At 70.5% G+C, this 25,812-nt stretch carries 30 protein-coding genes and 1 other RNA gene; 5 read left to right on the top strand and 26 right to left on the bottom strand.

Annotation, left to right across the window (positions count from 1 at the left end):
* Window positions 1-120: 120 nt before the first annotated feature.
* A complete protein-coding gene (locus tag FN829_RS06435; protein WP_246066461.1) occupies window positions 121-1,641 on the top strand; it encodes a DUF402 domain-containing protein in 1,521 nt (506 codons plus the stop codon).
* Window positions 1,642-1,685: 44 nt separating this feature from the next.
* On the opposite strand, the gene FN829_RS06440 is transcribed toward FN829_RS06435, so the two are convergent.
* From FN829_RS06440 to FN829_RS06450, 3 genes are all read right to left on the bottom strand, one after another.
* Window positions 1,686-2,012 (bottom strand): NifU family protein, encoded by a 327-nt coding sequence (locus FN829_RS06440; protein ID WP_142986172.1) that lies wholly within the window; start codon window positions 2,010-2,012, stop codon window positions 1,686-1,688.
* A 118-nt stretch (window positions 2,013-2,130) separates the two neighbouring features.
* Complete coding sequence (locus FN829_RS06445; RefSeq protein ID WP_246066462.1) at window positions 2,131-2,529, bottom strand: hypothetical protein; 399 nt, start codon at window positions 2,527-2,529, stop codon at window positions 2,131-2,133.
* Between the two features lie 80 nt (window positions 2,530-2,609).
* Complete coding sequence (locus tag FN829_RS06450; RefSeq protein WP_221929825.1) at window positions 2,610-3,191, bottom strand: 2Fe-2S iron-sulfur cluster-binding protein; 582 nt, start codon at window positions 3,189-3,191, stop codon at window positions 2,610-2,612.
* A gap of 148 nt (window positions 3,192-3,339) precedes the next feature.
* Here FN829_RS06450 and FN829_RS06455 point away from each other — a divergent pair, with 148 nt between their 5' ends.
* Window positions 3,340-3,822 carry an RNA-binding protein gene (locus FN829_RS06455; protein WP_142986174.1) on the top strand — a complete coding sequence of 161 codons (483 nt, stop codon included), beginning with the start codon at window positions 3,340-3,342 and terminating at the stop codon, window positions 3,820-3,822.
* Here FN829_RS06455 and FN829_RS06460 read toward each other — a convergent pair.
* The 11 genes from FN829_RS06460 to phnD form a co-directional block, all read right to left on the bottom strand.
* Entirely contained in the window at window positions 3,819-4,019 is a 201-nt protein-coding gene (locus tag FN829_RS06460; RefSeq protein ID WP_142986175.1) for a dodecin, read from the bottom strand. The two genes, FN829_RS06455 and FN829_RS06460, sit on opposite strands and share 4 nt — an antisense overlap.
* 74 nt (window positions 4,020-4,093) lie before the next feature.
* Window positions 4,094-4,432, bottom strand: a complete 339-nt coding sequence (locus FN829_RS06465; protein ID WP_142986176.1) for a DUF7116 family protein — start codon at window positions 4,430-4,432, stop codon at window positions 4,094-4,096.
* A gap of 97 nt (window positions 4,433-4,529) precedes the next feature.
* Window positions 4,530-4,775 carry a DUF5816 domain-containing protein gene (locus FN829_RS06470; protein ID WP_142986177.1) on the bottom strand — a complete coding sequence of 82 codons (246 nt, stop codon included), beginning with the start codon at window positions 4,773-4,775 and terminating at the stop codon, window positions 4,530-4,532.
* A 60-nt stretch (window positions 4,776-4,835) separates the two neighbouring features.
* A complete protein-coding gene (locus FN829_RS06475; protein ID WP_142986178.1) occupies window positions 4,836-5,204 on the bottom strand; it encodes a HesB/IscA family protein in 369 nt (122 codons plus the stop codon).
* Between the two features lie 120 nt (window positions 5,205-5,324).
* Window positions 5,325-6,350, bottom strand: coding sequence for an AbrB/MazE/SpoVT family DNA-binding domain-containing protein (locus FN829_RS06480; protein ID WP_142986179.1), 1,026 nt, complete (start codon window positions 6,348-6,350; stop codon window positions 5,325-5,327).
* A 230-nt stretch (window positions 6,351-6,580) separates the two neighbouring features.
* On the bottom strand, window positions 6,581-7,714 hold the full coding sequence (locus FN829_RS06485; protein WP_142986180.1) for a mechanosensitive ion channel family protein: 1,134 nt from the start codon (window positions 7,712-7,714) through the stop codon (window positions 6,581-6,583).
* Window positions 7,715-7,766: 52 nt separating this feature from the next.
* Window positions 7,767-8,498 carry an HAD family hydrolase gene (locus FN829_RS06490; protein ID WP_142986181.1) on the bottom strand — a complete coding sequence of 244 codons (732 nt, stop codon included), beginning with the start codon at window positions 8,496-8,498 and terminating at the stop codon, window positions 7,767-7,769.
* Between the two features lie 42 nt (window positions 8,499-8,540).
* Window positions 8,541-9,335, bottom strand: coding sequence for a phosphonate ABC transporter, permease protein PhnE (gene phnE / locus FN829_RS06495; protein WP_142986182.1), 795 nt, complete (start codon window positions 9,333-9,335; stop codon window positions 8,541-8,543).
* Window positions 9,335-10,171 carry a phosphonate ABC transporter, permease protein PhnE gene (phnE, locus tag FN829_RS06500; RefSeq protein WP_142986183.1) on the bottom strand — a complete coding sequence of 279 codons (837 nt, stop codon included), beginning with the start codon at window positions 10,169-10,171 and terminating at the stop codon, window positions 9,335-9,337. Before phnE (FN829_RS06500) ends, phnE (FN829_RS06495) begins: the two co-directional genes overlap by 1 nt.
* A 3-nt stretch (window positions 10,172-10,174) precedes the next feature.
* Window positions 10,175-11,023, bottom strand: coding sequence for a phosphonate ABC transporter ATP-binding protein (phnC, locus tag FN829_RS06505; RefSeq protein WP_142986184.1), 849 nt, complete (start codon window positions 11,021-11,023; stop codon window positions 10,175-10,177).
* Window positions 11,024-11,025: 2 nt separating this feature from the next.
* Entirely contained in the window at window positions 11,026-12,273 is a 1,248-nt protein-coding gene (gene phnD / locus FN829_RS06510) for a phosphate/phosphite/phosphonate ABC transporter substrate-binding protein (protein ID WP_142986185.1), read from the bottom strand.
* 217 nt (window positions 12,274-12,490) lie between these two features.
* On the opposite strand from phnD, the gene FN829_RS06515 reads away from it, so the two are divergent.
* Complete coding sequence (locus FN829_RS06515) at window positions 12,491-13,387, top strand: hypothetical protein (RefSeq protein WP_142986186.1); 897 nt, start codon at window positions 12,491-12,493, stop codon at window positions 13,385-13,387.
* An 84-nt stretch (window positions 13,388-13,471) separates the two neighbouring features.
* On the opposite strand, the gene hisD is transcribed toward FN829_RS06515, so the two are convergent.
* From hisD to FN829_RS06540, 6 genes are all read right to left on the bottom strand, one after another.
* Window positions 13,472-14,749 (bottom strand): histidinol dehydrogenase, encoded by a 1,278-nt coding sequence (hisD, locus tag FN829_RS06520; RefSeq protein ID WP_142986187.1) that lies wholly within the window; start codon window positions 14,747-14,749, stop codon window positions 13,472-13,474.
* A gap of 62 nt (window positions 14,750-14,811) precedes the next feature.
* Window positions 14,812-15,021 (bottom strand): hypothetical protein, encoded by a 210-nt coding sequence (locus tag FN829_RS06525; protein ID WP_142986188.1) that lies wholly within the window; start codon window positions 15,019-15,021, stop codon window positions 14,812-14,814.
* Between the two features lie 14 nt (window positions 15,022-15,035).
* Window positions 15,036-16,001: a phytoene/squalene synthase family protein gene (locus FN829_RS06530; RefSeq protein WP_142986189.1), complete on the bottom strand. Its 966-nt coding sequence runs from the start codon at window positions 15,999-16,001 to the stop codon at window positions 15,036-15,038.
* Between the two features lie 188 nt (window positions 16,002-16,189).
* Window positions 16,190-16,363, bottom strand: a complete 174-nt coding sequence (locus FN829_RS15875; RefSeq protein ID WP_185955713.1) for an HVO_2523 family zinc finger protein — start codon at window positions 16,361-16,363, stop codon at window positions 16,190-16,192.
* Window positions 16,364-16,413: 50 nt separating this feature from the next.
* Window positions 16,414-17,037 (bottom strand): hypothetical protein, encoded by a 624-nt coding sequence (locus tag FN829_RS06535; protein ID WP_142986190.1) that lies wholly within the window; start codon window positions 17,035-17,037, stop codon window positions 16,414-16,416.
* Between the two features lie 90 nt (window positions 17,038-17,127).
* The gene (locus FN829_RS06540) at window positions 17,128-17,706 is read right to left on the bottom strand and encodes a cysteine hydrolase family protein (protein ID WP_142986191.1); all 579 of its coding nucleotides are present in this window, start codon (window positions 17,704-17,706) and stop codon (window positions 17,128-17,130) included.
* Between the two features lie 119 nt (window positions 17,707-17,825).
* Here FN829_RS06540 and FN829_RS06545 point away from each other — a divergent pair, with 119 nt between their 5' ends.
* Both FN829_RS06545 and FN829_RS06550 read left to right on the top strand, forming a co-directional pair.
* Window positions 17,826-19,598: an Hvo_1808 family surface protein gene (locus FN829_RS06545; RefSeq protein WP_142986192.1), complete on the top strand. Its 1,773-nt coding sequence runs from the start codon at window positions 17,826-17,828 to the stop codon at window positions 19,596-19,598.
* A gap of 113 nt (window positions 19,599-19,711) precedes the next feature.
* Window positions 19,712-20,869: a nicotinate phosphoribosyltransferase gene (locus tag FN829_RS06550; protein WP_142986193.1), complete on the top strand. Its 1,158-nt coding sequence runs from the start codon at window positions 19,712-19,714 to the stop codon at window positions 20,867-20,869.
* Between the two features lie 68 nt (window positions 20,870-20,937).
* Here the strand turns inward: FN829_RS06550 and FN829_RS06555 are convergent, their stop codons facing one another.
* The 6 genes from FN829_RS06555 to FN829_RS06580 all read right to left on the bottom strand — a co-directional run bounded on the left by FN829_RS06555 (window position 20,938) and on the right by FN829_RS06580 (window position 25,695).
* A complete protein-coding gene (locus FN829_RS06555; protein WP_142986194.1) occupies window positions 20,938-21,540 on the bottom strand; it encodes a TIGR00296 family protein in 603 nt (200 codons plus the stop codon).
* A gap of 167 nt (window positions 21,541-21,707) precedes the next feature.
* Window positions 21,708-22,059: RNase P RNA component (gene rnpB / locus FN829_RS06560), an RNA gene on the bottom strand.
* A gap of 56 nt (window positions 22,060-22,115) precedes the next feature.
* Window positions 22,116-23,033, bottom strand: coding sequence for a CPBP family intramembrane glutamic endopeptidase (locus tag FN829_RS06565; RefSeq protein WP_142986195.1), 918 nt, complete (start codon window positions 23,031-23,033; stop codon window positions 22,116-22,118).
* An 82-nt stretch (window positions 23,034-23,115) separates the two neighbouring features.
* On the bottom strand, window positions 23,116-23,661 hold the full coding sequence (locus tag FN829_RS06570) for an NUDIX hydrolase (protein ID WP_142986196.1): 546 nt from the start codon (window positions 23,659-23,661) through the stop codon (window positions 23,116-23,118).
* A 74-nt stretch (window positions 23,662-23,735) separates the two neighbouring features.
* A complete protein-coding gene (locus FN829_RS06575; protein WP_142986197.1) occupies window positions 23,736-24,197 on the bottom strand; it encodes a hypothetical protein in 462 nt (153 codons plus the stop codon).
* A gap of 58 nt (window positions 24,198-24,255) precedes the next feature.
* Window positions 24,256-25,695: a Y-family DNA polymerase gene (locus FN829_RS06580; protein ID WP_142986198.1), complete on the bottom strand. Its 1,440-nt coding sequence runs from the start codon at window positions 25,693-25,695 to the stop codon at window positions 24,256-24,258.
* Window positions 25,696-25,812: the final 117 nt, after the last annotated feature.

The following is a 25,812-nucleotide window of genomic DNA, read 5'->3' on the forward strand; positions in this document are numbered from 1 at the left end:
GGTCGTCCGACTCGCCGAACACCGGAGGTTCAAGCGATCGCGGCCGAAACGCTTCGGCATGGACGTCGATGGAGGACGCGGGAGCGGAGGCGAGATGCGATCGAACCGAGGTGTGGCGCCGTGAACGTGCGCGTCCGCGGGATCTACACCACCGCGCTGACGAGGCTCCTGCTCGAGGCCGACCACGACGTCGTCGACGCCTCGCCGCCGATCCGCCGACGCTTCGACGCGACGTTCCCCGCCGCCCCGCCGGACGTGACCGTCTCCACTACCGACGACCGCCAGGGCGTCGGCGTCGCAGGCGACCTCGACGCGGTCGAGACGCTTCGAGACCTGCTCGCCGACGTCGGGATCGACACCCTCGCGTGGACCGACCCGACGCCGGTCGGCGCCGTCCTCGACGGCGAGGTCACCGAAACGCTCGGCGGCGGCGCGGTCCTGGATCTCGCGGTCGATCCCGACGATCCCGACGCCGCGGGCGGCCGGACCGCCCCGAGCGACTCCGCCGAGGGATACCTTCCGTACGCGAACGTCGACGCCCGGATCGAGCCGGGCGACCGCGTGCGAGCGCAGGTGGTGAACTCCGCCGCGCCCTGGGTATCACACCGGCCGGAACTGGACACGGAACTACGGGTCGGGAACGGCCTCGTCACGCTGGAACCCGGATCGGGGACTCGCGTCGACGTCCGGGACGACGAGGCGGCCCGCGAGTTGGCGGGGATGACCGACCTCCTCGGGATCGAGCCGCCGGAGGGGTGGCGCGCGGTCTGGGGACCCGCCGCGCTCGATGCCGACATGGACGCGCTCGAGACGGGACTGGAACGGGCCGTCGCCGACGCCGAGCGACTCACGGGGTCGGACGGATCAGACGACGATGACGACGATCCCGCCTCCGCCGACGGTCTCGATACCGACGGACTCGGCCTTCTCGCGGACTCCTCCGCGATGCGAACCGCGCCGACGGCTCGCCCGAAGACCGGCGCGTGGGTCTGGTTCGGCCGCGAGTCGCGCTTCGCGCTCGACGCGATCCGCCGGGAAGTCACCTCGACGATGCCGGGCCACCACCGGATCAAGGCCGGTTCCGCGTCGGCGTCCGCGGGCGTCGACTTCGCGGAGGCGCTCTGCGATCCGGCCCCCGACGCCGACTTCCCCCTCGCCGCCGTTCGCGGCTCCTTCGGCCCCGCCGAGGGCGACCGACTCCGACTCGAACACGGAAAGCCCGACGGTCGGCTGATCACCCTCGGCGAGGGAACGGTGACCGCCGTCGACGACGACGGGTCGCTGACCGTCGAGCGGGAGATGACGCCGGGCGGGGACTACGACGGGCTCGGTACCCGCCGGGAGGCCGGCGACGTCGCGGCGACGAGCCTCAAGGAGGGTCGATGGTGGTACCCCACCACCTACCGCGGGTCCGACGGGACGGTGAAGGGGACCTACGTCAACGTCTGTACTCCCGTCGAGGTCTTCCCGGACGCCGCCCGGTACGTCGACCTCCACGTCGACGTGATCAAGCACCCCGACGGGACGATCGAGCGCGTCGACGACGACGTCCTCGACCGGTCCGTCGCGGCCGGCGACGCGCCCGAGGAACTCGCCGAGAAGGCCCGGAGCGTGGCCTCGGCGCTGGAGAACGCGCTGTAGCGGGAGACGACCGGCTGCTCGGCCTCGGAGCGGGTCCGTCGCGCTCAGAAGTGGTTCGAGGCGTCCGTCTCGTGGCGAAGCTCCCCGCCGCGGCCCCCTTCGACGGTCGAGGCTCCCTGGTCGCCGGAGGAGGGGACGCGAACCGTGACGTCGGTCACTTCCTCGAAGTCGGTGATGAGGTCCCGCCGGATGTTCTCGGCGGTGACGTTCGAGACGCCACAGCCCGCACAGCCGCCGCCGAGTTCGACGACGACCTCGCCGGTCTCCGGGTCGGCCTCGCGCACGACGCTCGTCCCGCCGTGCATCTGGATGATCGGCATCTGGCCGACCATCCACGTCTCGATCCGGTCCGCGAGGCTCTCGTCGCTCATTACCTCCCCTTCGCGCCCGAACCTTTGGAAGGTTGCGGTTTGAGAGTCGATCGCACCGTCGAAACCAACTACGTCACCGTCGATGACCGGAGACTCGCGTGGAGTCCTCTTCTCGGCGTCACTCGTCTCGGCTCGTCGCCGGAGGGACTTCCTCGTCGTCGGTTTCGCCGGCTTCGTCGCCGGCGCCCGTCCGCGCGGCCTCCCCCTCGGCCGACGGGGACCCGTCCGCCGCCGCGCTCGGAAGCCGCGTCGGGTCCGGGTCGTCGTCGCCGTGAAGCGAGTCGTCGCGCTCGAGGAGGTACAAGAGCGGCCCCAACGCGACCACCACCAGGACGCCCGGGATGGGCGCGTCGGGGACGAGAAGCGCCGTGGCCGCTCCCGTTCCCCCGGTGAACAGGACGAGACCGGCCCACAGCGCCGGCGTTCCCGTCTCGACGCCGATCCGCCTCGCGTCTCGACGGACGACCGCGGCCGCGAGCGCGAGGAGGATCCCGCCGGCGGCGGCTGCCAGTGACATGGAGCGAGTATGGCGGAGACGGAAAAAAGGATGTCGCGAGCGGGTCGTCGCCGGGGGAGGTCGGGGATCGTCGCCGGGAGTCAGGGGGCCTCGCCGGTCTCGATGGTGAAGGAGTCTCGGGGGTACGCGACGCAGGTGAGCGTGTAGCCGTCCCCGAGCTCGTTCTCGTCGAGCATCTGTTGGTTGTCGTGTTCGACGAAGTCCTCGGAGGGACCGTCCGTGATGTGCCCGGCACACGAGACGCACTGTCCCTGCCGGCAGGCGTACGGGAGGTCCCACCCCTGCTCTTCGCCCTGGTCGAGGATCGGCTCGTTGTTCGCGAGTTCGACCGTCTCGCCCTGCTTCGCGAACTCGACCTCGAAGTACTCGATTTCGTCTTCGGGGATGTCGCCGGGTCCGGCGCTCGCCGAGCCGCCCTCCTCGAGTTCGCCCTCGCCGCCCTCGCCGCCCGCCGGGATCGCGCCGCCGCCACCGCCGCCCGCGCCGATCGCGCGGTTGCCGGGCTCGGGGAAGCCGGGATCCGGGAGGGAGCTGGCGCGCCGTTCGACGATCTCGTCGGAGACGTCCTCCGTGGGCTCCCACCCCGTTCCCTTCACCGTACTGACGAGAACGACCGTCAGCGTCGCGATCGCTGCGAGCGCGATCGGCAGTGGGTCAAGCATACCGACGACTATGGAGAGGTGGTTTAATACCGTTTTGATCGGGCCAACGCTCCGGGAATTCACCCCGCGAACCGGCGCTCGGCGTCGACGTCGTCGACCCGGAACGCGGAACGGGTCCTTTATCGCCCGCCCGCCCGATCGGACGGGCATGCAGGTGAAATCCCGCCACCACCTCCGGAGCGACGACATCACGGCGATCCGCGAGGCGGTCGCCGACCACCTCGGCGTCGACATCGACGGCGAGACGTTCGAGTTCGTCGAGTTCGTCGACGCGAACTACGAGTTGGTGCTCGTCGACGGCGACCCGGCGGTCTTCTACGTCGACGACGACGAGCCGTTCCTCACCGTCCGGGGCGCGAACGACTACGAACCGGAGACGGGCGTCGTCACCGTCGACGCGGGCGCGATCTCGTTCGTCTCCGACGGCGCGGACGTGATGCGGCCGGGGATCGTCGAGGCGGACGCGGCGATCCGCGAGGGCGACCTCGTCGTGATCGCGGAGGAGACCCACGGGAAGGTGCTCGCGGTCGGCCGCGCGATGGTCGACGGCGACGAGATGGCCGGTGAAAGCGGGAAGGTCGTCTCCTCGATCCACCACGTCGGCGACGAGCTGTACGAGTTCTCGGCTTAGTCCTCGAGTTCGAAGGCCACCTCGACTTCGGCCTGGTACTCCCGGCTCGGCGCGTTCTTGATCTCCACGCCGAACTCCTTCACCTCGGCCCAGTAGACGTTCTCGAGGGTGTCCTCGGCCCGGTCGATCGCCTCGTCGGCGGCGGCGTCGAAGCTCTCCTCGCTCGTTCCGATCAGCGTGATCTTCTTGAACACCATGCGTGCTGATTGATCGCACGGCGTTATAAAACCGCCCGCGGATCGCGGGTCGATCGCCCGACCGCCGGCTCCGTTCAGGGGCTCCCCGGTGCGCCCTCCATCACGGAGAAGTCGTCGCCGTCGGGGTCGACGCCGATCACCGCCCAGTCGTAAGGGGGCTTCAGCGACGTGAGCCGCTCCTGGAGGTCGTCGGCGTTCCTCCGCCACGTGACGAAACAACGGAGCCGCGGCGTCTCCCCACCGTCCGCGAGATACGGACCCAGATCGTCGTCCTCCATACACAGCGCCGTGACGAGGACGCGTCGCCACTTCCGCTCCGCGACGAACTCGCGTCCGCCCTCGGAGACGCTGTATCCGAGCTCACGAAAGACGTCTCTGGCCTCCGTCGTCGGTGGAATGCTCGCAGTGGCCATCTACTCGACCGTTGATCGGGATCCGTGATAAACTTTCTCACGGATCTCGAGATCGTACACCGCCGCGTTCGACCCGCACACGCCGGCTCCCCGCGACTCACTCGTGAGCGGCGTCCCACTCGTCGGGCTTGCGGAGGTTGCCGCAGTCGGTACACTGGATCCGCCCCATCGTGTCCATCGCGGTGTCGAGCGAGCCGCAGTTCCCGCACGCGAAGCCCCACCGGTCGGCGGCGTCCGCGTCCGCGTAGACGAAGTAGAAGGGTCCCTCGGCCCCGCGTTCGGCGCGCGCTCGATCGATGTACACCCGCTCGCCGTCCGCGGTCGTCGACGCGTCGAGTTCCATACCGCACGGTACTCGGTCGAGCGACTTAAGAAGCGAGACACGGCTCGGGACCGCCGAAACTCAGGTCCGGAACGACTCCCCGCAGCCGCACTCGGAGACGACGTTCGGGTTCTCCACGTGGAAGCCGGCCGCCTGGAGGCCGCTCTCGTAGTCGAGTTTGCTCCCGCCGATGTAGTTCCGGCTGGCGGGGTCGACGAACACCCGCAGCCCGTGGTGCTCGACCACGAGGTCGTCCGGCTCCGGCTCGGTGTCGAAGCGCATTCCGTAGGAGAGCCCCGCACAGCCGCCCTGCTGAACGAACAGTCGGAGCCCCGCCTCGTCGGTGTCGAGCTCTTCGCCCTCCAGTAGCGAGAGCGCCTCCTCGGCGGCCTCCGGCGTCACCTCTATGGCCGGGTCGTTACCGCCTCCCTGAACCGATTCGGTGCTCATGTGACGGAGTACCCGTCGCAGGATGAAAACCCTGGCGGTGTGAATCCTTGTCATGATCTCTCGACAGGCACCCGGAGGCAGACGCGGAGCGGCGACTCGCTGGTCGCGTCGATCCGCCGGTCACGCCGATCCCGCGGTCGCGCCGCTCGGATCGTCCCGCAGGGCCGCACGGAGACCGACCTCGGCGACGTTGACGCCGTACTCGACGGTCCGCGTGATGCTGTCGAGGACCGTCGCGAGCACGTACCCGTCCGCGAGGTCCCGCTCGTACAGCTCCCGGTCGACCCGCTTCGCCTCCTCGAGGAGGTCCTCGGCGTCGGCGACCGTCGCGCCGAGCGCTCGCGGGTCGCACTCTCCGATCGCCTCCGAGAACGCCCGCTCGACGGCCGCCCGCGCGTCGGTCGCGAGTCGGTCGAGATCAGCTGCGACCGGGCCCGCGGGCGGCTCCGCGATCGCCCCGGCGGCCTCGGCGATCTTCGTCGCGTGGTCCGCGACCCGCTCCAGCTGCCTGGCGACGGCGTAGTGGTCGAACGGGGTGAGTCCCCCGTCGCCGTCCGCCGGGATCTCGACGAGGGACCGCTGGAACTCGCGCGAGAGGAGGCCGAACAGTCGGTCCACGTCGTCGTCCTGGTCGCGCACCCGGCGCCCGTCGTCGCCGTCGCCGGCGAGCGCGGCCGCGACGGCCTCCTCGTGCATCGTCAGGGTACGGTCCGCCATCCGCTCCAGCGTCCGCGTCGGCGGGAGGTCCGCGACGTCGAGCATCGTCCGCGCGACCACCGCCTCCGCCGTCTCCGTCGCGATCTCGATCCCGACGAGGCCGGCAACCGCGTCGCGGACGGCCGCCCGCTCCGCGCGATCCGGGGAGCCGTCGACACGGACGACGTCGGCGCCGGCGACGTACGCGGCGGCGACGAGCCGGCCGATCCCGGCCGGGTCGTGCCGCGCCGCCGACAGCGACACCGTCCGTTCTCCCCTCTCCGTTGACGGCGGGGCGAGGAGCAGCCGATCGCCTCTCGGATACAACTGGAGGGTGTCGCCGGTGTCGAGCGAACGGTCGTTCGCCCAGCGCTTCGGGAGCGAGACCGTGTACGTCGTCCCTCCGGTGAGCTGGATCTTCCGTTCGTACGGCTCGGTTCTACCGGTCATTCCGAGCCAGCGTCGGTCGCGTTCATCGATCCGCCCTGCTCTCGACCCCGATCAAGTACGGGTACCATGTCGTGCGGTACCGAACCGACGATCATGTACCCTGCTATGTGTGATACGTACCGGTCCGTATCCCGGTCGAGCGCTCCCGTGACCTCACAGACGACCGTATCTCTCAATAGCAATATATATTCCCCGGAACCGGACCGATCCGGAGACGGTCGGGAGCGGCGTCAGTCCGCGTCCTCGCCGTCGGAGACCGGTCCGTCGGCGGTCGCGGGACGGGGCGCGTCGGGACGGGCTACATCGAGGTCGCGGCCGCCACCGATCGTCACGTCGCGTTTCGGGTACGGGATCTCGATGCCCGCGTCGGAGAGCCCCTTGTACAGCGCGCGGTTGATCTCGTGTTGGGCGCGGCGGCGGCGGGTCGGGCCCTTGACCCAACAGAGCAGCTCGTACTGGAGCGCCGAGTCGCCGAACGAGCGGAGCCGAGCCCGCGGCTTCGGGGAATCGAGGACCAGCGGCTCCGCCAGGGCGACGTCGATCGCGAGCGCCTCGAAGGCGTCGACGTCGGTGCCGTAGGCGACGCCGATCGGGACCCGAACGCGGCGGCGGCGCTGCGGCGCGGACTCGTTCGTCACCTTCGCCGCGTTGAGCGCGGCGTTGGGAACGGTCACCATCACCTCGTCGCGGGTGAGAAGCGTCGTCGAGCGGACGCCGACCTTGATCACGGTGCCCGCGGTGCCGTCGTCGAGGACGATGTAGTCGCCGATCTTGTAGGTGTCGTCGAAGTAGAGCGCGATCCCGCCGAAGAAGTTCGCGACGGTGTCCTTCGCGGCGAATCCGACGGCGATGCCGGCGACCCCGGCCGCGCCCAGAAGCGGGGTGATCTCGATCCCCCACAGCCACAGCAGCGACCCGACGCTCCCGACGAGGACGGCGAGGCTCCAGACGTTCGAGAAGACGGGCGCGAAGTCGAATCGGTTCTCCTCCGCGTTGACCGCAGCGACGAGCCGGTTCACGACCGCGTTGGCGGCGTACGCCCAGACGAGGATCACGACCGACAGCGACGGCCGGCCGAAGAGATCGTCGAGCAGCCCCGGGTCGACGACGACCGACGCCCGGACCGCGGGCACCTGCGTGAGCACGTACACGCCGGCCAGCGCGGCGGTGACGACGAGCGGCGCGCGCAGCGAGCCGATGACGATGTCGTCGTACTCGCCGTCCGTGGTCGCGACGTACCGGCGGGCGACGCGGAGGACGACGAACTCCATGCCCACGGCGGCGACGACGGAGATCAGGAGCACCGCGACCGTCGCCTCGACCGCCGTGAACCCCTCGAACGCCCCGGTCAGCGAGGGTATCATGCCTTCGAGACGTCGCTGCGGGGGATAACCGTTTCTGCCGGGGACGCGCTCGTTATCGAGTACGTTCGCCGTCCGCTATCCCGGCGGGCGCGAGGAGGTCGGCGAGCTCGTGGAGGCTCCCGATCTCGGCGGTCGGCTCCACGCCGAGATCCAGCGAGGCGTTGTGCTCGCGCCGGAGGAAGACGCCCTCGAGACCCGCCCGCTCCGCGGCGACCACGTCGGTGGCGCGGTCGCCGACGTAGAGTCCGCCGGAGGCGTCGAGCGCGTCGAGCGTCTCGTTCAGGTAGTACGGGTCCGGCTTCCGGCGCTCGAACCCCTCGGGACCGAGGTCGCGGCCGCGGACGTACCCGAACTCGGTCAGCCGGAAGTGGTCGACGACGAACTCGACGGTCGGGTGGTAGTTGTTGCTCACCAGCCCGACGGTCGCGCGTTCCGCGATGTCGGAGAGCGCGTCGACGTCGGGACACAGCGTCCGGACGCCGGCCGCCAGCCGGGAGACCGTCCGCTTCGCGCTGCGCTCCTCGCGCGCGTGGAAGAACTCCGCGGGATCGACGCCGATCCGTCCGCACGCGGCGCGGAACGCGTCGTCGTACTCGTACGTCGCGAGGGGCCCGCGAAGGTCGTCGTCGACCTCCAGGTCGCGCTCCTCGAGCACGTCGTCGAGGGCGCGGGCGTGGACCGCCGCCTCGGTCCCCCGTCCGTCGAGGATCACGCCGTCCATGTCGAAGAGGACGACCTCGTCGCTCGTCCGTTCGGTTCGCCGTTTCGGGTCGTATGTAGTCATGTATCGTGTGTCTCCGGTCCCGGATCGTTCGTTTCGAACCTCTCAGCGCACCTTCCGTCGGGCGTACGCCGACACGCCTTCGCTGACGAGCACGACGCCGAGGATGGCGACGAGGAGCGCCGACACCGTCTGCCACGCGAACGAGTTGATCGCCTCGAACAGCTGGACGCCGATCCCGCCGGCCCCGACGAATCCGAGGATCGTCGCCGCCCGCACGTTGATGTCCCAGCGGTACACGGAGAGCCCCACCAGCGCCGGCTTGATCTGCGGGACGATCCCGTAGATCAGTAGCTGGGCGGGGCTCGCGCCGGTCGCACGGACCCCTTCCATCTGCCCGAAGTCGATCTCCTCGATCTCCTCGCCGAGGAGCTTCGCGAGGAACCCGATCGACCGGACCGCGGTCGCGACCGTGCCCGCGAGCGCACCCGGCCCGAACATCACGACGAACAGCAGCGCCCAGACGATCGTGTGGACCGACCGCGAGACGGTGACGATGAGCTTCCCGAGCGCGTACGTGGTCCGGTTCGGCGTCGTGTTCTCGGCGCTGATGTAGGCGACGGGGGCGGCCATCAGGACGGCACCGATCGTCCCGACGACCGCGATCTGTACCGTCTCCGCCAGCGGGCCGACGGCGTTCGGCAGGTACCCCCAGTCGGGTGGGACCATCCGCCCGAAGAGGTCACTGAGATGCGTCGGAGCCGTGGCTACGTACTGGAGACTGATGTCCAGCCACTCCCACGAGGCGACCACCACCGCGGCGGCGACGACGACGGAACCGATCCGGAAGAGTCGTTCTCTCGCGTCGAACCGGCTCCACTCGCGCGCGGCCCCCGCCATCACTGGACCCTCCGTCTGACGACCGCACTCACGAACTCGGCGACCAGCACGACGGCGATGATCGCGAGGAGGATCGCCGCCACGTAGTCGTACTCGTACCGTTGGTAGGCCCGCTGGAGGAGGACGCCGATCCCGCCGGCGCCGACGATCCCGACGATCGTCGACGACCGGATGTTGATGTCCCACCGGTACACGGCGAGCCCGGCGAAGCGGGGAACGACCTGCGGGACGACTCCGTAGACGAGGCTCTGAAACCGGGAGGCGCCGGTGGCCTGGACCGCCTCGACGCCGCCCATGTCGATGTCCTCCAAGTCCTCGGCGAACAGCTTCGAGAAGAAGCCGATCGTCTTGAAGCTGATCGCGACGATCCCCGCGAGCGGGCCGAATCCGAGCGCGATGACGGCGACGATCGCGACGATCAGTCCGTCGATCGCCCGCGAGGCGCTGATGACACCGCGGCTGAGGTAGTAGGTCGGCTTCGGCGAGATGTTCTCGGCCGCCCCGAACGCCACCGGGAGGCTCATCGCGATCCCGGCGACGGTGGCGACCATCGCCATCGCGATCGTTTCGATCATGCGGTCCGCCAGCCGAAGGAGGTTCTCCTGGCCGGTCTCCGGCGGCAGCATCGAGTCGATCAGCTCGTAGCCGTACCCGATCCCGGAGAGGAAGCGGCCGGGCGTGATCCGGAGGCTCGCGACCGACCACGCGACCAGCGCGAGCACGACGCCGTACACCAGCCATTTGACCCGACGGCTCCGGAACGCGGTCGGACGCCGCCACGTCCGCCGGTCCGCCGCGTCCGCCGACCCGACCGACGAGGACGACTCGGTCGCCACGGGTCAGTCCTCCGCGGGCAGGCGGTCGGAGCCGGCGTTCTGCCCGTTCCGCAAGTTCGACTCGTCGTCCGCTCCCGACAGCCAGTCCGGGTCGGTCGCGGCCGACTCCGGCGGCTCCTCGCCGCGGTAGATGACGCCTTTCGACTCCTCTGTGAGGTCGCTCGCCGGCCCGTCGAAGACGAGCTCGCCGGCGTGGAGGCCGAGGATTCGGTCCGCGTACGCCTCCGCGAGGTCGACCTCGTGGATGTTGATCAGCACGGGGACGTCGCGGTCCTCGGCGATGTCGGTGAGCAGCTCCATCACGTCGCGGGAGGTCTCGGGGTCGAGACTCGAGGTCGGCTCGTCGGCAAGCAGGATCTTCGGCTCCTGGACGACCGCCCTCGCGATCCCGACGCGCTGGCGCTGCCCGCCCGAGAGCTCGTCGACCCGCTTGTCCTCCATGCCGTCGAGCCCGACGAGGTCCAACAGCTCGTAGGCGCGCTCGACGTCGTCCGGCGGGAAGTTCCGCCGGAGCGCCGCCCAGTTCGAGACGTAGCCAAGCCGCCCGGAGAGCACGTTCTCCATCACGGTGAGCCGTTCGACGAGGTTGTACTCCTGGAACACCATGCCGATGTTCCGGCGCGCGTTCCGCAGCCCGTCGTCGTCCAGCGCCGTCAGCTCCGTGTCGTCGAGGCGAATGCTTCCCGTCGTCGGCTCGACCAGCCGGTTGACACATCGGACGAACGTGCTCTTGCCGGCCCCGCTCGGGCCGATCATCGCCACGACCTCGCGGCCGTCGATCCGCACGGAGACGTCGCTGAGCGCCTCGTCGCCGGTCGGGTACGTCTTTCCGAGCTTCTCCGTTTCGAGCATCGTTACAGGTTCCCGCTCTCGTACTCGACGCCGTTGTACCGCTGGATGATCAGGATGTCGTTGAACACCTTCTTGTAGTCGATTTCGACGTACTCGGCCTCACCGGTGTTTTCGGCGTACTCGGTGTCCGTCCAGTCGGTCCCGATGGTCGCCTCCTTGATCCCTTCGACGATGTCCGGGTGAAGGTCGTATCGGTGGACCATCGGACCCGGCGGGAACGGGTTGCTCGCCCAGACCACTTTGAAGTCGTCGTAGTCGATGTCCTCCGTCGACTGGACGAGGTCGTCGACGCAGGTGCTACAGATCGGCCCGGCGTCGTAGTCGCCGGCCGCGATGCCGCGGGCGGTCTGGTCGTGGCCGCCCGAGAACTCCCTCTCGTAGTCCTCTCCGGCCGTCACGTCGAAGAACTGGTCGAACAGCGCCGACGGCGCCTGGTTGCCGGAGTTCGACGCCGGCTCGGAGTGCGTGACTGTGACATTGTCACGCGCGAAGTCGTTGACGGACTGGATGTCGTGCTCGTCGTCGCGGGTGATCGCCAGCAGCCGGTAGCCGAACTGTCCGGAGGGACTTATCGGGACCGCGAACGGAACGATGCCGCCGAGGTTGACCCCGAAGGCGGATGTTCCGGTCGAGATATCGCCCAAATGTCCGCGCCCCGCCCGGAACGATTCGACCGTCGCCGCGTTGGAGTCGACGGGCTGCCACTCGACCGTCCGTCCCGTCGTCTCCTCGAGCCGGTCCAGCAGCGGCTGGATGGTATCCTGGTACTGCGTCTGGCCGGACTCGCCGGGCTTGTCCACGAAAATGAGCGGGTCGGGGTCGACCCACTCGCTCTCGTCGTCGGGCAGCTCCCGTGGCGGGTTGCCGTGAGCTATCTTCTCGACGTCCTGGTTCCGCATGTTCTCCAGGTCCGTCTGGCTCCCCTGGAAGTAGTCGTTCTCCGAGACCGCCGTCATCAGGTAGTTGTTCTCCTCCCAGTTGGGCTCGGCGGGATCGAACTCCGAGGCCTCCGCGAGCATCGGGTCGCTCGACCCGCCGTCGCTTCCGTCGCCGCCACTGCCGCCGTCGCCGCCGTCGCCGCCACCGCCGCCGTCCCCGCCGCTCGATTCGAGGCCGGCCCCGGCCTCGCCGTCGCCGCCGTCGCTCCCGCCGGCACAGCCGGCCAGCCCGGCCAGCCCCAGGGCCCCGCCGGTCAGGATGAATCGCCGTCTCGAACTCGGTCCAGTCCGTCCACCGGTATCTTCCACCATTACACTCTGAAACCCTCTCATTCGGCGTAAGAAGGCTGCTATGACCCGTACGTTCCGGATTCGAGTGCTCACGTACGCTCCGGAGACCGCCGAGGCGCCCGGACGTGATCCGAGCCCCCCCGTGAGAAACGTACTCGTGGGGAGCGATCGCCGGTCGAACCTACTGTCCGTCCGAGCACGGCAAACTTGATGCCGCGGCGGCCGGAACCCCGTGTGAATGCGTCTCCCCACGGCGAGCGCGATCAGGCGACCCGCACACACCGGCGAGAACCGCTGTTGGCCGTGTACGACGGTCAACGTGGCTATCGTCGCGATCGCCGCCGCGGCGCTCACGGCCGTCGGCTCGCCGGCGATCGGGGGGACCGTCGCCCTCGCCGGCCTCGCGCTCGTCTGGCTCCGGGGATACGTCGTCCCGGGGACGCCGCGGTTCGCGCCGCGACTGGTCGCCCCGATCCCCGGCAGCGAGGCGGTGTTTCACGGGGTCGGCACGAGCGGCGGAATGGAGGCGGCCGGCGGACCGGACGCGCCCGGCGAAACGGACGCGGCCGGCGGGATGGGGGGACCTCCCGACGGCGAGGCCGGGTCGCTCCGCCCGACGGCCGTCGACCCCGCCGTCCTCCTCGACCGCCTCGTCTCGGCGGACGTCCTCGCGGTCGACGGCGACACGGTGGCTCCCACCGCCGCGTACGACGAGCGCTGGGGCGCGGAGATGGACCGGCTTCGCGACCGCGACACCGAGTCGCTCGCCGAGATCGCGCGGGAGATCTCGCCCGCGACCACCTCGCGCGTGATCCGAGAGGACCGCGAGTGGATCGCGCTCGCGTCGGAGGACGCGACGGTCATGGAGGAGACGTGGATCGACCGGCCGACCGCGATCGCGGAGATAGCCGGCTACCGCGCGGCCGAGCCGTTCCTCGACGACGACTCGGTCCGCCTCGCGGCTGCGCGGACGAATCGGATGTTCCTCGACCGCTGCCCGGACTGCGAGACGGAACTCGAACGGGGCGTCGACATGCCCTGTTGTGGCGGCTACAGCGGGCCGGGCGAGGAGCCGGCCGAGACGCTCGTCTGTCCCGCCTGCGAGGTCCGGCTGTACACGTTCGAGCCCGCGTAGTCCGTTCTACGCGACCGCGTTTCCGACCGCGGACACCCTAACCGTCCTACGCGACCGTTCCCGTCCGCGAACGCTCCGACCGTCCTACTCGAATCGCTTCCGGACGCTCTCGGCGTGCGCCTCCAGCCCCTCCGCCTCCGCCAGCGTCGTCACGACGTCGGCGATCCCCGAGAGCGCCTCGCGGTCGAGCCGCTGGACGGTCGAGGAGCGCAGGAACGTGTCCACCGAGAGCCCGCCGTACCGCTTCGCGCCGCCGTTCGTCGGGAGGACGTGGTTCGGGCCGGCCGCGTAGTCGCCCGCGGCGACCGGCGAGTGGGAGCCGAGGAAGACGGATCCCGCGTTCGAGATACGGTCGAGCAGCCCCTCGTCGTCGTCGGCCATGATCGAGAGGTGTTCGGCCGCGTACTCCTCGGCGAACAGCACCGCCTCCGACATCGACCGCGCGTGGAGAACGCCGGAGGCGTCGTTCTCGAGGGCGGTCCGGATCGTCTCCGCGCGCTCGCGCTCGTCGATGCCCGTCTCGACCGCCTCGGCGACCGCGTCCGCGAGGTCGGCGTCGTCGGTCACCGCGACGACGGAGGCGTTCGGGTCGTGTTCGGCCTGTGCGAGCAGCTCGGCGGCGACGTACTCGGGATCGGCCGTGTCGTCCGCGAGTACCAACACCTCGCTCGGTCCCGCGAGGAAGTCGATCTCGACGTCACCCTGGACGATCGCCTTGGCGGCGGTCACCCACTTGTTGCCGGGGCCGACCACCTTCTCGACGGTCGTCACCGTCTCCGTCCCGTACGCGAGCGCGGCGATCGCCTGTGCCCCGCCGACCTGGTACACCGCGTCCGCGCCCGCCTCGTGGATCGCCGCGAGGGTGACGGGGTTCGGGTCGTCCGCGGGCGGCGTCGCGACGGAGACGTGGTCGACGCCCGCCACGACCGCCGGGATCACGCCCATCAGCGCGCTGGAGGGGTACGCCGCCGCGCCGCCGGGGACGTAGACGCCCGCCCGGTCGATCGGCCGGAACCGGCGGCCCAGCTCGCGTCCCTCGAACGACTCGCGCCAGTCCTCGGGTCGCTGTCGCTCGTGGAACGCCCGGACGTTGTCGGCGGCCTCGCGGACCGCCTCGAGGACCGGGTCGTCCGCGTCCTCGAGTTCGGCGTGCGCGCGCGCAGCCTCGTCGGTGATGTCGAGGTTGCCGACCGCTACTCCGTCGAACTCCTCTGCGAACTCGCGGACGGCCACGTCGCCCTCGGTGCGCACCCGGTCGACGATCTCCTCTACGTCTCCGCGGACCGCCTCGATCCCTGCGTCGCGCTCGAAGAAAGCACGCCGCTCCGCGGGCGAGAGGTCGGCGACGGCTCGTACGTTCATGGACCCCCTCCGAGGCGACGGGAAAAGGGCGTTCCGGCTCGCGGCGATACGCCGTCGCGTCCTCACTCCACCGGCCGAATCCCCGTCACGTCCAGCGCCGCCACCATCACCAGCCCGGCGAGGATCGCGGCGGCGGCGAAAAGCAGCGGCGCGGAGAGCGCGACGGCGACCCCGTAGGGCGCGAGAAGCCGGGTCGTCCCGCGGACGACGAAGGCGGCGATACCGAGCGCGAACGCGAGGAACGCGAGTCGAACGAATCGTGCCCGGTCCATCGGCTACCGACGGGTCAGTCGGTCCGGAGGACCGTGTGGTCGCGTCGGCCGTGACCGTGCCGACCGCGGTCGCGGTCGAAGCCGTGGCTCATCTCGTAGAAGACCGCCTCCGGATCCGGGTTCCATTGCCACTTCCAGCGGGTCCGGGCGAGGAGCGAGAGCTTCCGGGTAAAGGAGAGATCCGGCGTCGTCGAGACGGTGTCGTACCCGAGGTTCCTGATCAGGCGGTGGTGGTCGGCGTACAGCACCGCCGCCAGCAACACCGCCAACTGACAGTCCTCCGGGAGGTGTTTGATCCCGGCGACGCCCTCCTCGTAGAGCCGCTCGGTCCGGACGAGCTCCTCGCGGATCGCGGCGGCCACGTCGTCGTCGAACTCCAGGTTCAAGATCCGGCCCTCGCTCACGCCGTGTCGGTGCAGGGTCTCGAGCGGGAGGTAGACCCGGTCGCGCTCGACGACGTCCTCGCGGACGTCCCGCAGGAAGTTCGTCATCTGGAACGCCTCGCCGAGCCGGGTGGCGTGCGGCAGCGCCGTCTCCTCGACCGCCGGATCGAGGTCCATGATCGCGGTCATCATCCGCCCGACTGCGGACGCGGAGCCGTCCATGTACGTCTCGAGTTCGTCGTACGTCTCGTAGCGGTCGGTGTCGATGTCGCTCTCCATCGCGTCGATGAAGGCGTTCACGTCCGCGTCCGCGATGCCTCGTTCCTCGCGGACCGACGAGAACGCCGACAACACCGGGTCGTTCGTCGATTCCTCGCCGAGGGCGGCCCGGCGGAGCCGCTCGAGCTCGGCGCGCTGTTCGGCCGGCGGCGCGGTCTCCTCGGCGTCGACGATCTCGTCGGCGACGCGGAAGAACCCGTACAACACGTACGTGGGGTGGCGGATCTCCTCGGGCAGCAGGCGGGTGGCGACGTGGAACGTCTTCCCGGTGCGGCGCTGGATCCGCTTCCCACGGGCAACCTGACGTTTCTCTACCATGGTACCCTCTGCGGCGTGCCGGGGAGGGTCGAGAGCGGGTCGCCCATCATGTACAACGGGTCGGGCCGCAGAAGTATAACAGTTCCCACGGATATCGCCCCCACGCCCGGATTATTTTCTCATCGTATCGCTTCGATTATTCCCCAGCGGCGACCCGTTCCTCGGGGCGCGGACCGCCCGTCGATCCCCTAATAGAACGTGTCGCTACAGTCGTAGACGACCCCGTGGATCGGACAGACGTACTTGCAGTGTCTGTGGACCATCGCCTCCCCGCAGCGGGGACACGGTCGTCCACCGTGGTCCTCTCCGCGACCGGTGTCGCCTCCGCGGTCGCGGCCGGACCGCTCGGTCGGGTCGCTCACGCTCGCCTCGACGGCCGCCGAGATAATAAACGACTCTCCTCCCGCCGACGTCACTCCGCCGCCAGCGACGTGTACACCGACTCCGCGGTCTCCGCCGACTCGAACGGCAGCGTCAACACGCCGTTCCACTCCGGATCCGTGAGCGCCGTCACGGTGGAGTCGTCGAGGTCGACGCGGCGAACCTCCTCGCCGTCGAGGGTCATCGACACCGCGAACGGCTCCGGGTCGTCGACCGCGCCCGACGCCTCGAGCCGCTCGCGGAACGATTCCTCGCCGTCCGCCGATAGCGAGATCCCCACGAGGTGTTCGCCGTCATCCTCGGTGACTCCCTGAACGTAGTCGAGGTCCCCGGCGTCGAAGAGGCGGTCGCCGGAGTCGTCTCCCGACCCGCCGCCCGATCCACTGTCCGACCCGTCCTCGCGCAGGAGCCGCGCCTCGAACGGCGCGTCCGGATCGACGGCGACCGACGTCGCGGTCGACGCCTCCGAGTCGCCGTCGGAGCCGCCGCCGCTCGAGCCGTCGCCGACGGCGTCGTCCGCACCGGTCGCCGCGTCGTCCGAATCGCTTCCGTCGCCGCCCTCGTCGCCCACCGAAGCCGCTCCGACGAAGCCGACGGCTCCGACCGCACACGCGGCCCCGAGCCCGCCGAGCACGCCGCGTCGAGAGAGTTCCATACCCCTCGCTCCCGGTCGGGGCTCAAAAGGGTTACACGCCGATTGACGCGGCTGATAATCGCCGCATCAGGTCGGATCGCCCGCCGCGACTCACGCGTCTTCGAAGGCAACCTCCTCCAGCGTCGCCGTCTCGCCGAACAGCCAGTCGGCGTGGTCGACGGCGTACTCGCGGTGGTCGGCGGTGATGTAGCCGAGCGCGTCCTCGACGACGACGGGGCGGTAGTCCCGCAGCCCGGCGCTGCCGGCGGTGTGAAGCACGCAGACGTTCGCGAGCGTCCCGCAGATCAGCAGGTCGTCGATCCCGTGGGCGTCGAGGTACCCCTCGAGGTCCGTCCGGTAGAAGGCGTCGTAGGTGTGCTTTTCGACGACGTGGTCCGTCTCACGGACGTCGAGGTCGTCGACGAGTTCGGCGTCCCACGACCCCTCGACGACGTGTTCGCCCCAGCGGTCGAACTCGTCGTAGTAGTGGGTGTCCTCGAACTGCTCTGGCGGGTGGACGTCGCGGGTGTAGACGACGCGCGCGCCGGCCTCTCTGGCGCGCGCGACGAGATCGGTCACGGGTCCGATCGCCGCCTCGCTCGGTTCGGCGTGGAGGCTCCCGTCTGGGTGACAGAACCCGTTTTGCATGTCGACGACGACCACCGCGGTGTCGGCCGGATCGTACGGCATGGTCGACCCTTGGGCGTCCGGACACAAAAGACCGGACTCGCGAGCCGCCGCCGGACGGCAGGGGCGCTCGGGGGGATCGGACGGACAAACTACTTACCCGGTCCCCCGTAATCGACCGTATGCGACGGGCTCTCCCCCTCGCGGCGACGTTCGCCCTGTTCGTTCTCCTCGTCGCGGGGACGGGCGGCGCCGCCGCGGCGGACGCGGCGGTCGCGGAGACCGCCGCCGACTGTCAGACCCCCGCCGACAACGACCTGGTCGGCTGCTGGAACGGGACGTACCACGCGGAGGAACTGGGATTCGACCAGGAGGACGGCCTGACGGCCGATCAGCTCGAGACCCTGACCCACCGGAGCATGGCGCGCGTCGAGCACCTCCGGGAACGTCCCTTCGAGACGGGCGTCCCCGTCGAGACGGTCACGCGCGAGGAGTTCCGGTCGAACGGGACGGGCGGCGACGGGACGGACGCGACGGTCGGGACCGAGTTCGACCGCTGGAACGACCAGGTGTGGAAGGCGCTGTTCGTCGTCGGCGAGGACGAGTCGACCGCGGAGGCGATCGACGCGGTGTTCGGCGGCTCCGTCTCGGGGTTCTACTCGCCGGCCGACGACCGGATCGTCCTCGTGGTCGCGGAGGGCGAGGAGCTTCAGGTGAGCGAGTCGACGCTGGTCCACGAGCTGACCCACGCGATGCAGGACCAGTACCACGACCTCGCCGCGCCACGGTTCGTCGGCGCGACCCAGGACGCGGACCTCGCGGTCGACGGGATCGTCGAGGGAGAGGCGGTCTACATCGAGGAGCGGTACGCCGACCGCTGTGAGGCGAACTGGAGCTGTCTCGCCCCGCCCGACTCGAGCGGATCCGGCGGCGGATCGACGGTCGACTACAACGTCGGGATCCTCCAGACGGTCCTCCACCCGTACTCCGACGGGCCGTTCTACGTCGAGGAGCTGATCGACGACGGCGGCTGGAGCGCGGTCAACGAGACGATGAACGACCCGCCGAACGCGACGGCGGAGGTCATCCACCGCGACCCCGACTACGAGACCCGCGAGATCGACTTCGAGGACGGCGCGGAGGACGGCTGGGAGACGTACACCGACCAGGGTGCGAACGGATCCGAGACCGCCGGCGAGGCGTCGATGTTCGTGATGTTCTGGTACCAGAGCTGGGAGTACGACCACCCCGTCCTCGAGCCGACGCGGGACGTCCGCGAGAACGTCGAGATTCACACCGCCACGAGCGACCGGCTCGACACGCGGTCGACGTACAACTACGCGGACTCCGCGACGACGGGCTGGGTCGACGACGAGCTGTACCCCTACCGGAACGACGCCGGCGACGCCGAGCGCGACGGCTACGTCTGGGTGACCGAGTGGCGGACGCCGACGGACGCCGCGGAGTTCCACGCCACCTACCGCACGATGCTGGATGAACACGGCGCGGACCGGCTCGACGAGGGCGTCCGCGAGATATCGACCGGCGACTTCCGCGGGTCCTACGGGATCGAGCGCGACGGGACCAGGGTGACGATAGTCCACGCGCCCGACCCGCCGGACGTCTTCGAACTCCGCCCCGACATCGACCTCGCGGAACCCCGTGAGGCGACGGACGACGGGACGGTCGACGACGATTCAATCGACGACGGGACGGTCGACGACGGAACGGATTCGTCGAGCGGGGCGGACGGCGGGGACGACGAACAGGCGTCGGACGGCGGCTCGGCGTCGGACGGCGGCTCGGCGTCGGACGGCGACCCGGACGGAACCGACGCGGGATCGCCTCCCGCGGACGGGTCCACGGAGGAAGGGGTGCCCGGACTGGGCGTCGTCGCCGCGCTCGTCGCCCTGCTCTCCGCGACCGCGCTCCTCCGGCGTCGCTCGCGGCGGTAGCCGGTCGCGACGCGGGAACCGCCGGCACCGTCCGCGCCCGTACCCCTCGTTCCGACACCAGCCGTGCGGACGACACGGATGACTTTTCGTCCCCGCCGACCGAACGCCCGATCATGAGCGAGTTCGACATCGTCGACGCCGAGGCGGTCCGGAGCGGGCGGGCCACCGACGCCTACTTCGACCGCACGGCGACCGCCCTCGAGGGCGCGGGACGGAACCCCCGGGTCGTCGCCGAGGTGACCGCGGACCAGTTTCCGACTGGGGAGTTCGAGCTGCTGGCCGGGCTGAAGGACGCGGTCGCGCTGCTTTCGGGCCGCGACGTCGACGTCCACGCGATCCCCGAAGGCCGGCTGTTCGACGGCGGCCCGGTGATGCGGATCGAGGGAAACTATCTCGAGTTCGCGCGACTGGAGACGTCGCTTCTGGGCTTCCTCTCGCACGCCTCCGCCATCGCGACCGCCGCGCTCGACTGCCGGGTGGCCGCGCCTGACTCGCAGGTGCTCTCCTTCGGCGCGCGTCACGTCCACCCCGCGATGACGGCCGCCGTGGAGCGCTCGGCGCTCGTCGCCGGGCTCGACGGCTTCTCACACGTCGCCGCCGGCGACCTGATCGGGCGCGAGGCGTCGGGGACGATGCCGCACGCGCTCTCGATCTGTTTCGGGCGCGGCGAGCAGGAGGCGGCCTGGCGCGCCTTCGACGAGGCGGTCGACGAGTCGGTCCCGCGGATCGCGCTCTGTGACACCTACTCCGACGAGGTCGACGAGGTCCTGCGCGCGGTCGACGCGCTCGGCGACCGGCTCGACGGGGTCAGACTCGACACCACCGGCTCGCGACGGGGCGATTTTAGACACATCGTGCGAGAGGTGAACTGGGAGCTCGACGCCCGCGGCCACGGCGACGTCGACGTGTACGTCTCGGGCGGACTCGGCCCGGCCGACCTCCGGCGGCTCCGCGACGTCGTCGACGGCTTCGGCGTCGGCGGCTACGTCTCCAACGCCGACCCGGTCGACTTCGCGCTCGACATCGTCGCGGTCGAGGGCGAGCCCGCCGCCAAGCGCGGGAAGCTCTCGGGTGCGAAGGCGGTTTACCGCACCGCCGAGGGCGACCACGCGGTCGGGCTCGCCGCTCGCGACGGGCCGGCGGACGCGGAGCCGCTCATGGAGCCCGTGATCCGCGGCGGCGAGGTGGTCGCCGACGATGCGTTCGACCTCGACGCGGCGACGGAGCGAGCGCTCGCGGACGCGGAGCGCGTCGGGTACGGGTCGGAGTAACGGGTGTAGATCGAACGGGGTGAGAGAACGAACCGAGGCGAGGGAGTTTCGGCGTTCCGTCGGTCGGACTACAGCTCCTCGACCGCGCCGCCGTCCGCGCGCTCTCGGAACACTTGGCCCTCGATGAGCGTTACCATGGTGTCGTCGTCCTGCCAGGCGGTCGGCGAGAGCTTCGCCTTGCGGCAGGCCCGCGAGAGAAACTCCGCGCCCGACCAGCCGTTCTCGACGGGGACCGTCGGGTAGAGCCAGCCGTGGGCGTTGCCGCCGTCGACGGCGACGCCGTGGGTACCGATCTCGAGGTCCTCGAGCGGGTCGTTCGTGAGGACGGTGTTCGAGACGATACAGACGGAGACGGTGATGTTCTCCAGCTCCTTCGGCTCGACCTCCGACCCGCAGGAGTCACCGGAGGCGGCCTTGATCGCGGCCTCGACGATCGCGTGGCCGAGCTGGTCCGATCCGTCCCACGCGCCCGCACACCCCCGCAGCCGGCCGCGTCCGCGGGTCGATTCCAGTCGAACGAACGCCCCGGTCCGCGCGTAGAAGGCCTCGCGCATGCTTCCGGGCTGTTCGCGTTGTCCGTGTCGGACGAACGACTCGACCGCCTCGCGTGCGAGTTCGACCGCTCGTGCCCCGTCGTCGTACGACAGCCGAACGGTCTGTGCCTCGGACATACACACTGTTAGCGGTGCTGACGACTTGAACGCTTCCCTTGATGGTGAACGTTCGTGATCGAACGAAAACGACCGCACGGTGCCTCCTACGCACCCACCGAAGCCGATTCGGCGTCTTCCGGCCGCGGACTTCTTTACGGCCGGTCGCGCCGCTCGGCGTGCGAGCGGACTGAGGGGAGTAAGCCCCCTTCGGTTCGTCCCGACATTCGGCTGAGCGTCCGCGCCGTGGCCGGACTACCTATCGGCACGGACTTGCACCGGCGAGGATTCGCCGTTCCATCCGTTCCCGCCCGTCTGTAACGTGGCCCCGTCGCCTCGGGGCGGCAGCGCCACGCGCCCTCATCGGGTTAACTCCCTTCCCTTGCGGGTCGGTTCGCGCGAATCACGGGTCGGGGCGGGGGGTGTCGTTGCTGTTCCAGAGCCAGCCGTCTCCGACTCCGGGCGTGTGCCCGGTCGCCCGTCCGGCCGGTGGGGGGACTTTCCTCATGCCAGAGGCACGGGAGTCGGGCTCCCTCTGTCCGCCGGTTCCTACCCCCGCTCGCGAAATAAGCGATCCGGTCGGGGCGAGGGGTCGATCAGACCGGGAGCAGCGCCGCGCCGCCCTCCGCCATCTCCTGGAGCTCGTCGCTGTAGGTGACGGTGATATACAGCAGGGTGAAGATCACCGCGTTGTGGAGGCCGTGGAGCAGCGCCGGGACGACCAGGTTCTCGGTGTACTCGTACACCGCGCCGAAGACCAGACTCGGGAAGAAGAGGATCGCGACCGTGGTGAGGCGCCCGGAGACCCCGCCCGTCAGCGCCATCACGTGGATGAACGCGAAGATCCCCGAGGCGATGGCGATGGCCGGGGCCGCCGGCAGCGACTCCCGGAGCCGTCCTTGGACGACGCCGCGGTAAAGGATCTCCTCGCAGGGGCCGACCACGAGGAACATGGCGACGACGAAAAGCGGGATGATCGCCGGATTCTGGAGGGCGAGCTCGGCGCTCTGGTTCGAGGCCGCCTCCGCGCCGAGCAGCTGGACGATCGAGGAGACGACGATGAGCGTGATCACGATCACGACCCAGCCGCCGACGACGAGCCCGACCTCCGTCAGGCTCGGTCGTCGAACGCCGAGATACGAGACGATTCCCGTCCGGTCGAACCCCCGCCAGGCGAGGTAGCTCACCGCGAGCCCGCCGAACGCGACGTACTGGCCCACGATCAGCGTGAGTATCACGGACACGACGAGCGGCAGCCCGCCGACGGCGGCGTCGACGAGGAAGATCCCCTGTCCACCGAGCACCGCCAACACCGGCCCGAGCACGCCGAGGCCGACAGCGGCCGCGATCGCCTTCGGGATCGAGCCGCTACGAGATCCGTCCGTCGCCGCGTCGCCGTCGGTCGAGTTGACCGCGGGAGCGTCGTCGACCGGGTTGGCCGCGGGAGCGTCACCGTCGGACGGCCCCGCGGCCGCCGCGCGCTCGACCGGGTCGTCGTCGGAGGGAGTCGTCATCGTCTCCCGTTGGCGTCCGCCGGACAAAGGGCTTGTCCGTCGGCCGCGGGTCGCCTCCGGGCCGGCGGCGAACGGGTCGTCGTCATCGGTACAACAGCTCGTACCACGTCACGGCGGTCACGGCCCGGCCGTCGCGGAGGTCGTCGTCGACGACGCTCGCGAGCAGGTCGTCGTACGGGACCGTCTCCACCGCGATCGACTCGTCGCGGTCGAGGTCGCGGTCGGCCGTCGGCTCACACCCGGTCGCGAGGAAGTGGTGGTGGACCGCGTTCGTCACGCCGTTGGCCGGCTCGACCGTCGTGAGGTGCTCGAAGGCCGCGGCCTCGTATCCGGTCTCCTCGGCGAGCTCGCGGGCGGCCGCCCGCTCGAGGTCGTCGCGGTCCTCGGGCTCGACCGTGCCCGCCGGCAGCCCGCGGTTGGTCCGGCCGACGGCCTGCCGCCACTCGTCGATGACGACGACGTCGCCGTCGGGGGTCACCGGCAGCACGACCACCGCCGGCGGCTCGTCGACGTAGTGGTACTCCCCCTCGCCGTCGTCGGGGAACCGCACCTCGTCGCGGCGCACGTCGAACCCCGGACAGCGGTAGTCGATCTCGGTGTCGGTCGTCTCCCACGCGAGGTCGCTCATACCCCCGACTCGGCGCTCCGCGAGGTAAACCCTCGGCATCGGGCGGGCGGCTCACGCGTTCGGACGCAGACGCCTCACTCCCCTTCCGTCGTCGACCGCCGGTCCCGGACGACCGCGGCCACGCGCGCGGCGACCGTCCCGCCGATCCACGCGAGCGTTCCCAACACGAGCGCCTGGACGCCGAGATAGACGAGCCCGTCCACGCCGAGGAGCGCGGCGATCCGCTCGACGACCGGTCGGCCGGGGAGCCCGAGCAGGTAGTGGTCGGCGCTGTACCCGAGCAGCGCCGCGTAGACGACGACCCACGCGACCGCCAGCCCGTCGCCGCGGTAGGCGAGGATGGCGGCGACGAGGACGCCCGCGACCGCCGCGTCCCACGGGAGGAACACGACGCCGCCGAGGACCTCGAAGACGCCGACCGCGTAGCCGACGAAGACGCCGAGGAAACAGAGCGGCGGGGCGACGAGCCGCGGATCGGGTCGGGGTCGGTCCTCCCGGTTCGAGCCGAGGAGGATCGCGCGGAGGGACGAGACCATGTCCGTACTCCCTCGCGGCCGACTCCTAAAACTACCCCACCGATCCCCGTCCGCCGTCTCACGACCAGTCGCCGAGCGACGCCTGCCCGTCGCCGGTCCGCCGGTCGGGCGCGTCGTCCGCCTCGGTGGCCGCGTCGTCGTCGCCGGACGCCGATCCGTCGGGTCCCCCGCCGACCCAGTCGGTGAGCTTCCCGCCGGCTCCCTCCCGCTCGCCGCGGCCGCCGGACCCCTCCAGACCGTCGTCTCCACGGTCGCGGCCGGTCCCCTCGAACCCCCCCAGGGTCGCCTGGTCGCTGTCGGCGAAGTCCAGCTTGGACACGCGCACGCCGAGCTTTCGGACCTCGTCGTCGTCGAACTCGGAGAGCAGCTCCAGCGCCACCGACTCGACCAGGTCGGGGTCGTCGACGGGACCGGGAAGGCTGTGCGCGCGGGTGTTGACGTCGAACGGCGGCAGGACCGCCTTGATCCCGATCGTGCGGTACAGGCAGCCGCGCTCGCGGGCGCGCCGGGCCACGTCGGCCGCGAGCGCGGAGACGGTCTCCCGTTTGCGCTCCTCGTCGACCGTCCGCGGCAGCGACGACTCCCGAGAGAGGCTCTTGGGGAGTCCGCGCGGGGTGACCTCGCGGTCGTCCTCGCCGCGGGCGCGCCGGACTAACTCTCGACCGCGGTCGCCGAACTCATCGGCCAGCGCGTCCGGGTCGGCGTCCGCCACGTCGCCCGCGGTCTCGATCCCGCGCTCCGCGAGCGCCCGCTCGGTCACCGGCCCGACCCCGTGGAGCGCCGCCGTCGGCAGCGGCGCGAGGAACTCCGCGACGGAGCCGGGCGGCACGACGACGAGCCCGTCCGGCTTGTCCGCGTCGCTCGCGACCTTCGCCGCCGACATGTTCGGCGCGACGCCGACACTCGCCGGCACGCCGGCCTCCCGCTCGATGCGCTGTTTGACGTGTCTCGCGTACCCTTCCGCGAGCGTCCGGACCTCGCTTGGGCCCGCCGCGGCGCTGGGTGCCGGCCCGTCGCCGCCCGCGCCCCCGGCCGCGTCCCACGCGGTACGGTCGGTGACGTCGAGGTACGCCTCGTCGACGCTCACCTCGCGCAGCACGTCGGCGCAGTCTCTGAGGACCGCCTTCACGTCGGCGGCGACCTCCTCGTAGTACGCCATGTCGACGGGGAGGTAGCGGCCGGTCTCCTCGGGGTCGGGCGCGGCCGGATCGTCGGGATCCGCGTCGACGCGTCGCGGCAGGCGGTCGAGCGCCTCGGAGACGGGCGTCGCGCTCTCGACGCCGAACGCGCGAGCCTCGTAGCTCGCGGTCGCGACCGCGCCGACCGTCTCGCCGGGCTCGTACCCCATCCCCACCACGACGGGCTCGCCGCGGAGGTCGGGGTGACGCAGGCGCTCACAGGAGGCGTAAAAACAGTCCATGTCGACGTGAAAGACGACGCGACTCCGCTCGCTCGCGTCGTCGTCCGCGTCGGATCCGGGGAGCGTCCCGCCGTCCATCGTCCGTGCGTCGGCCCCGCGTCGACTTAAGCGCCGGCCACGCGCAGCGGAGGTGAAACCCGGCGTTCGCGACCGACCCGACTCCGCCCCCGTTCTCGATACCGGAGCCGATACGCG

The organism is Halorubrum cibi (assembly GCF_900182635.1).
GTDB classification, from domain to species: domain Archaea; phylum Halobacteriota; class Halobacteria; order Halobacteriales; family Haloferacaceae; genus Halorubrum; species Halorubrum cibi.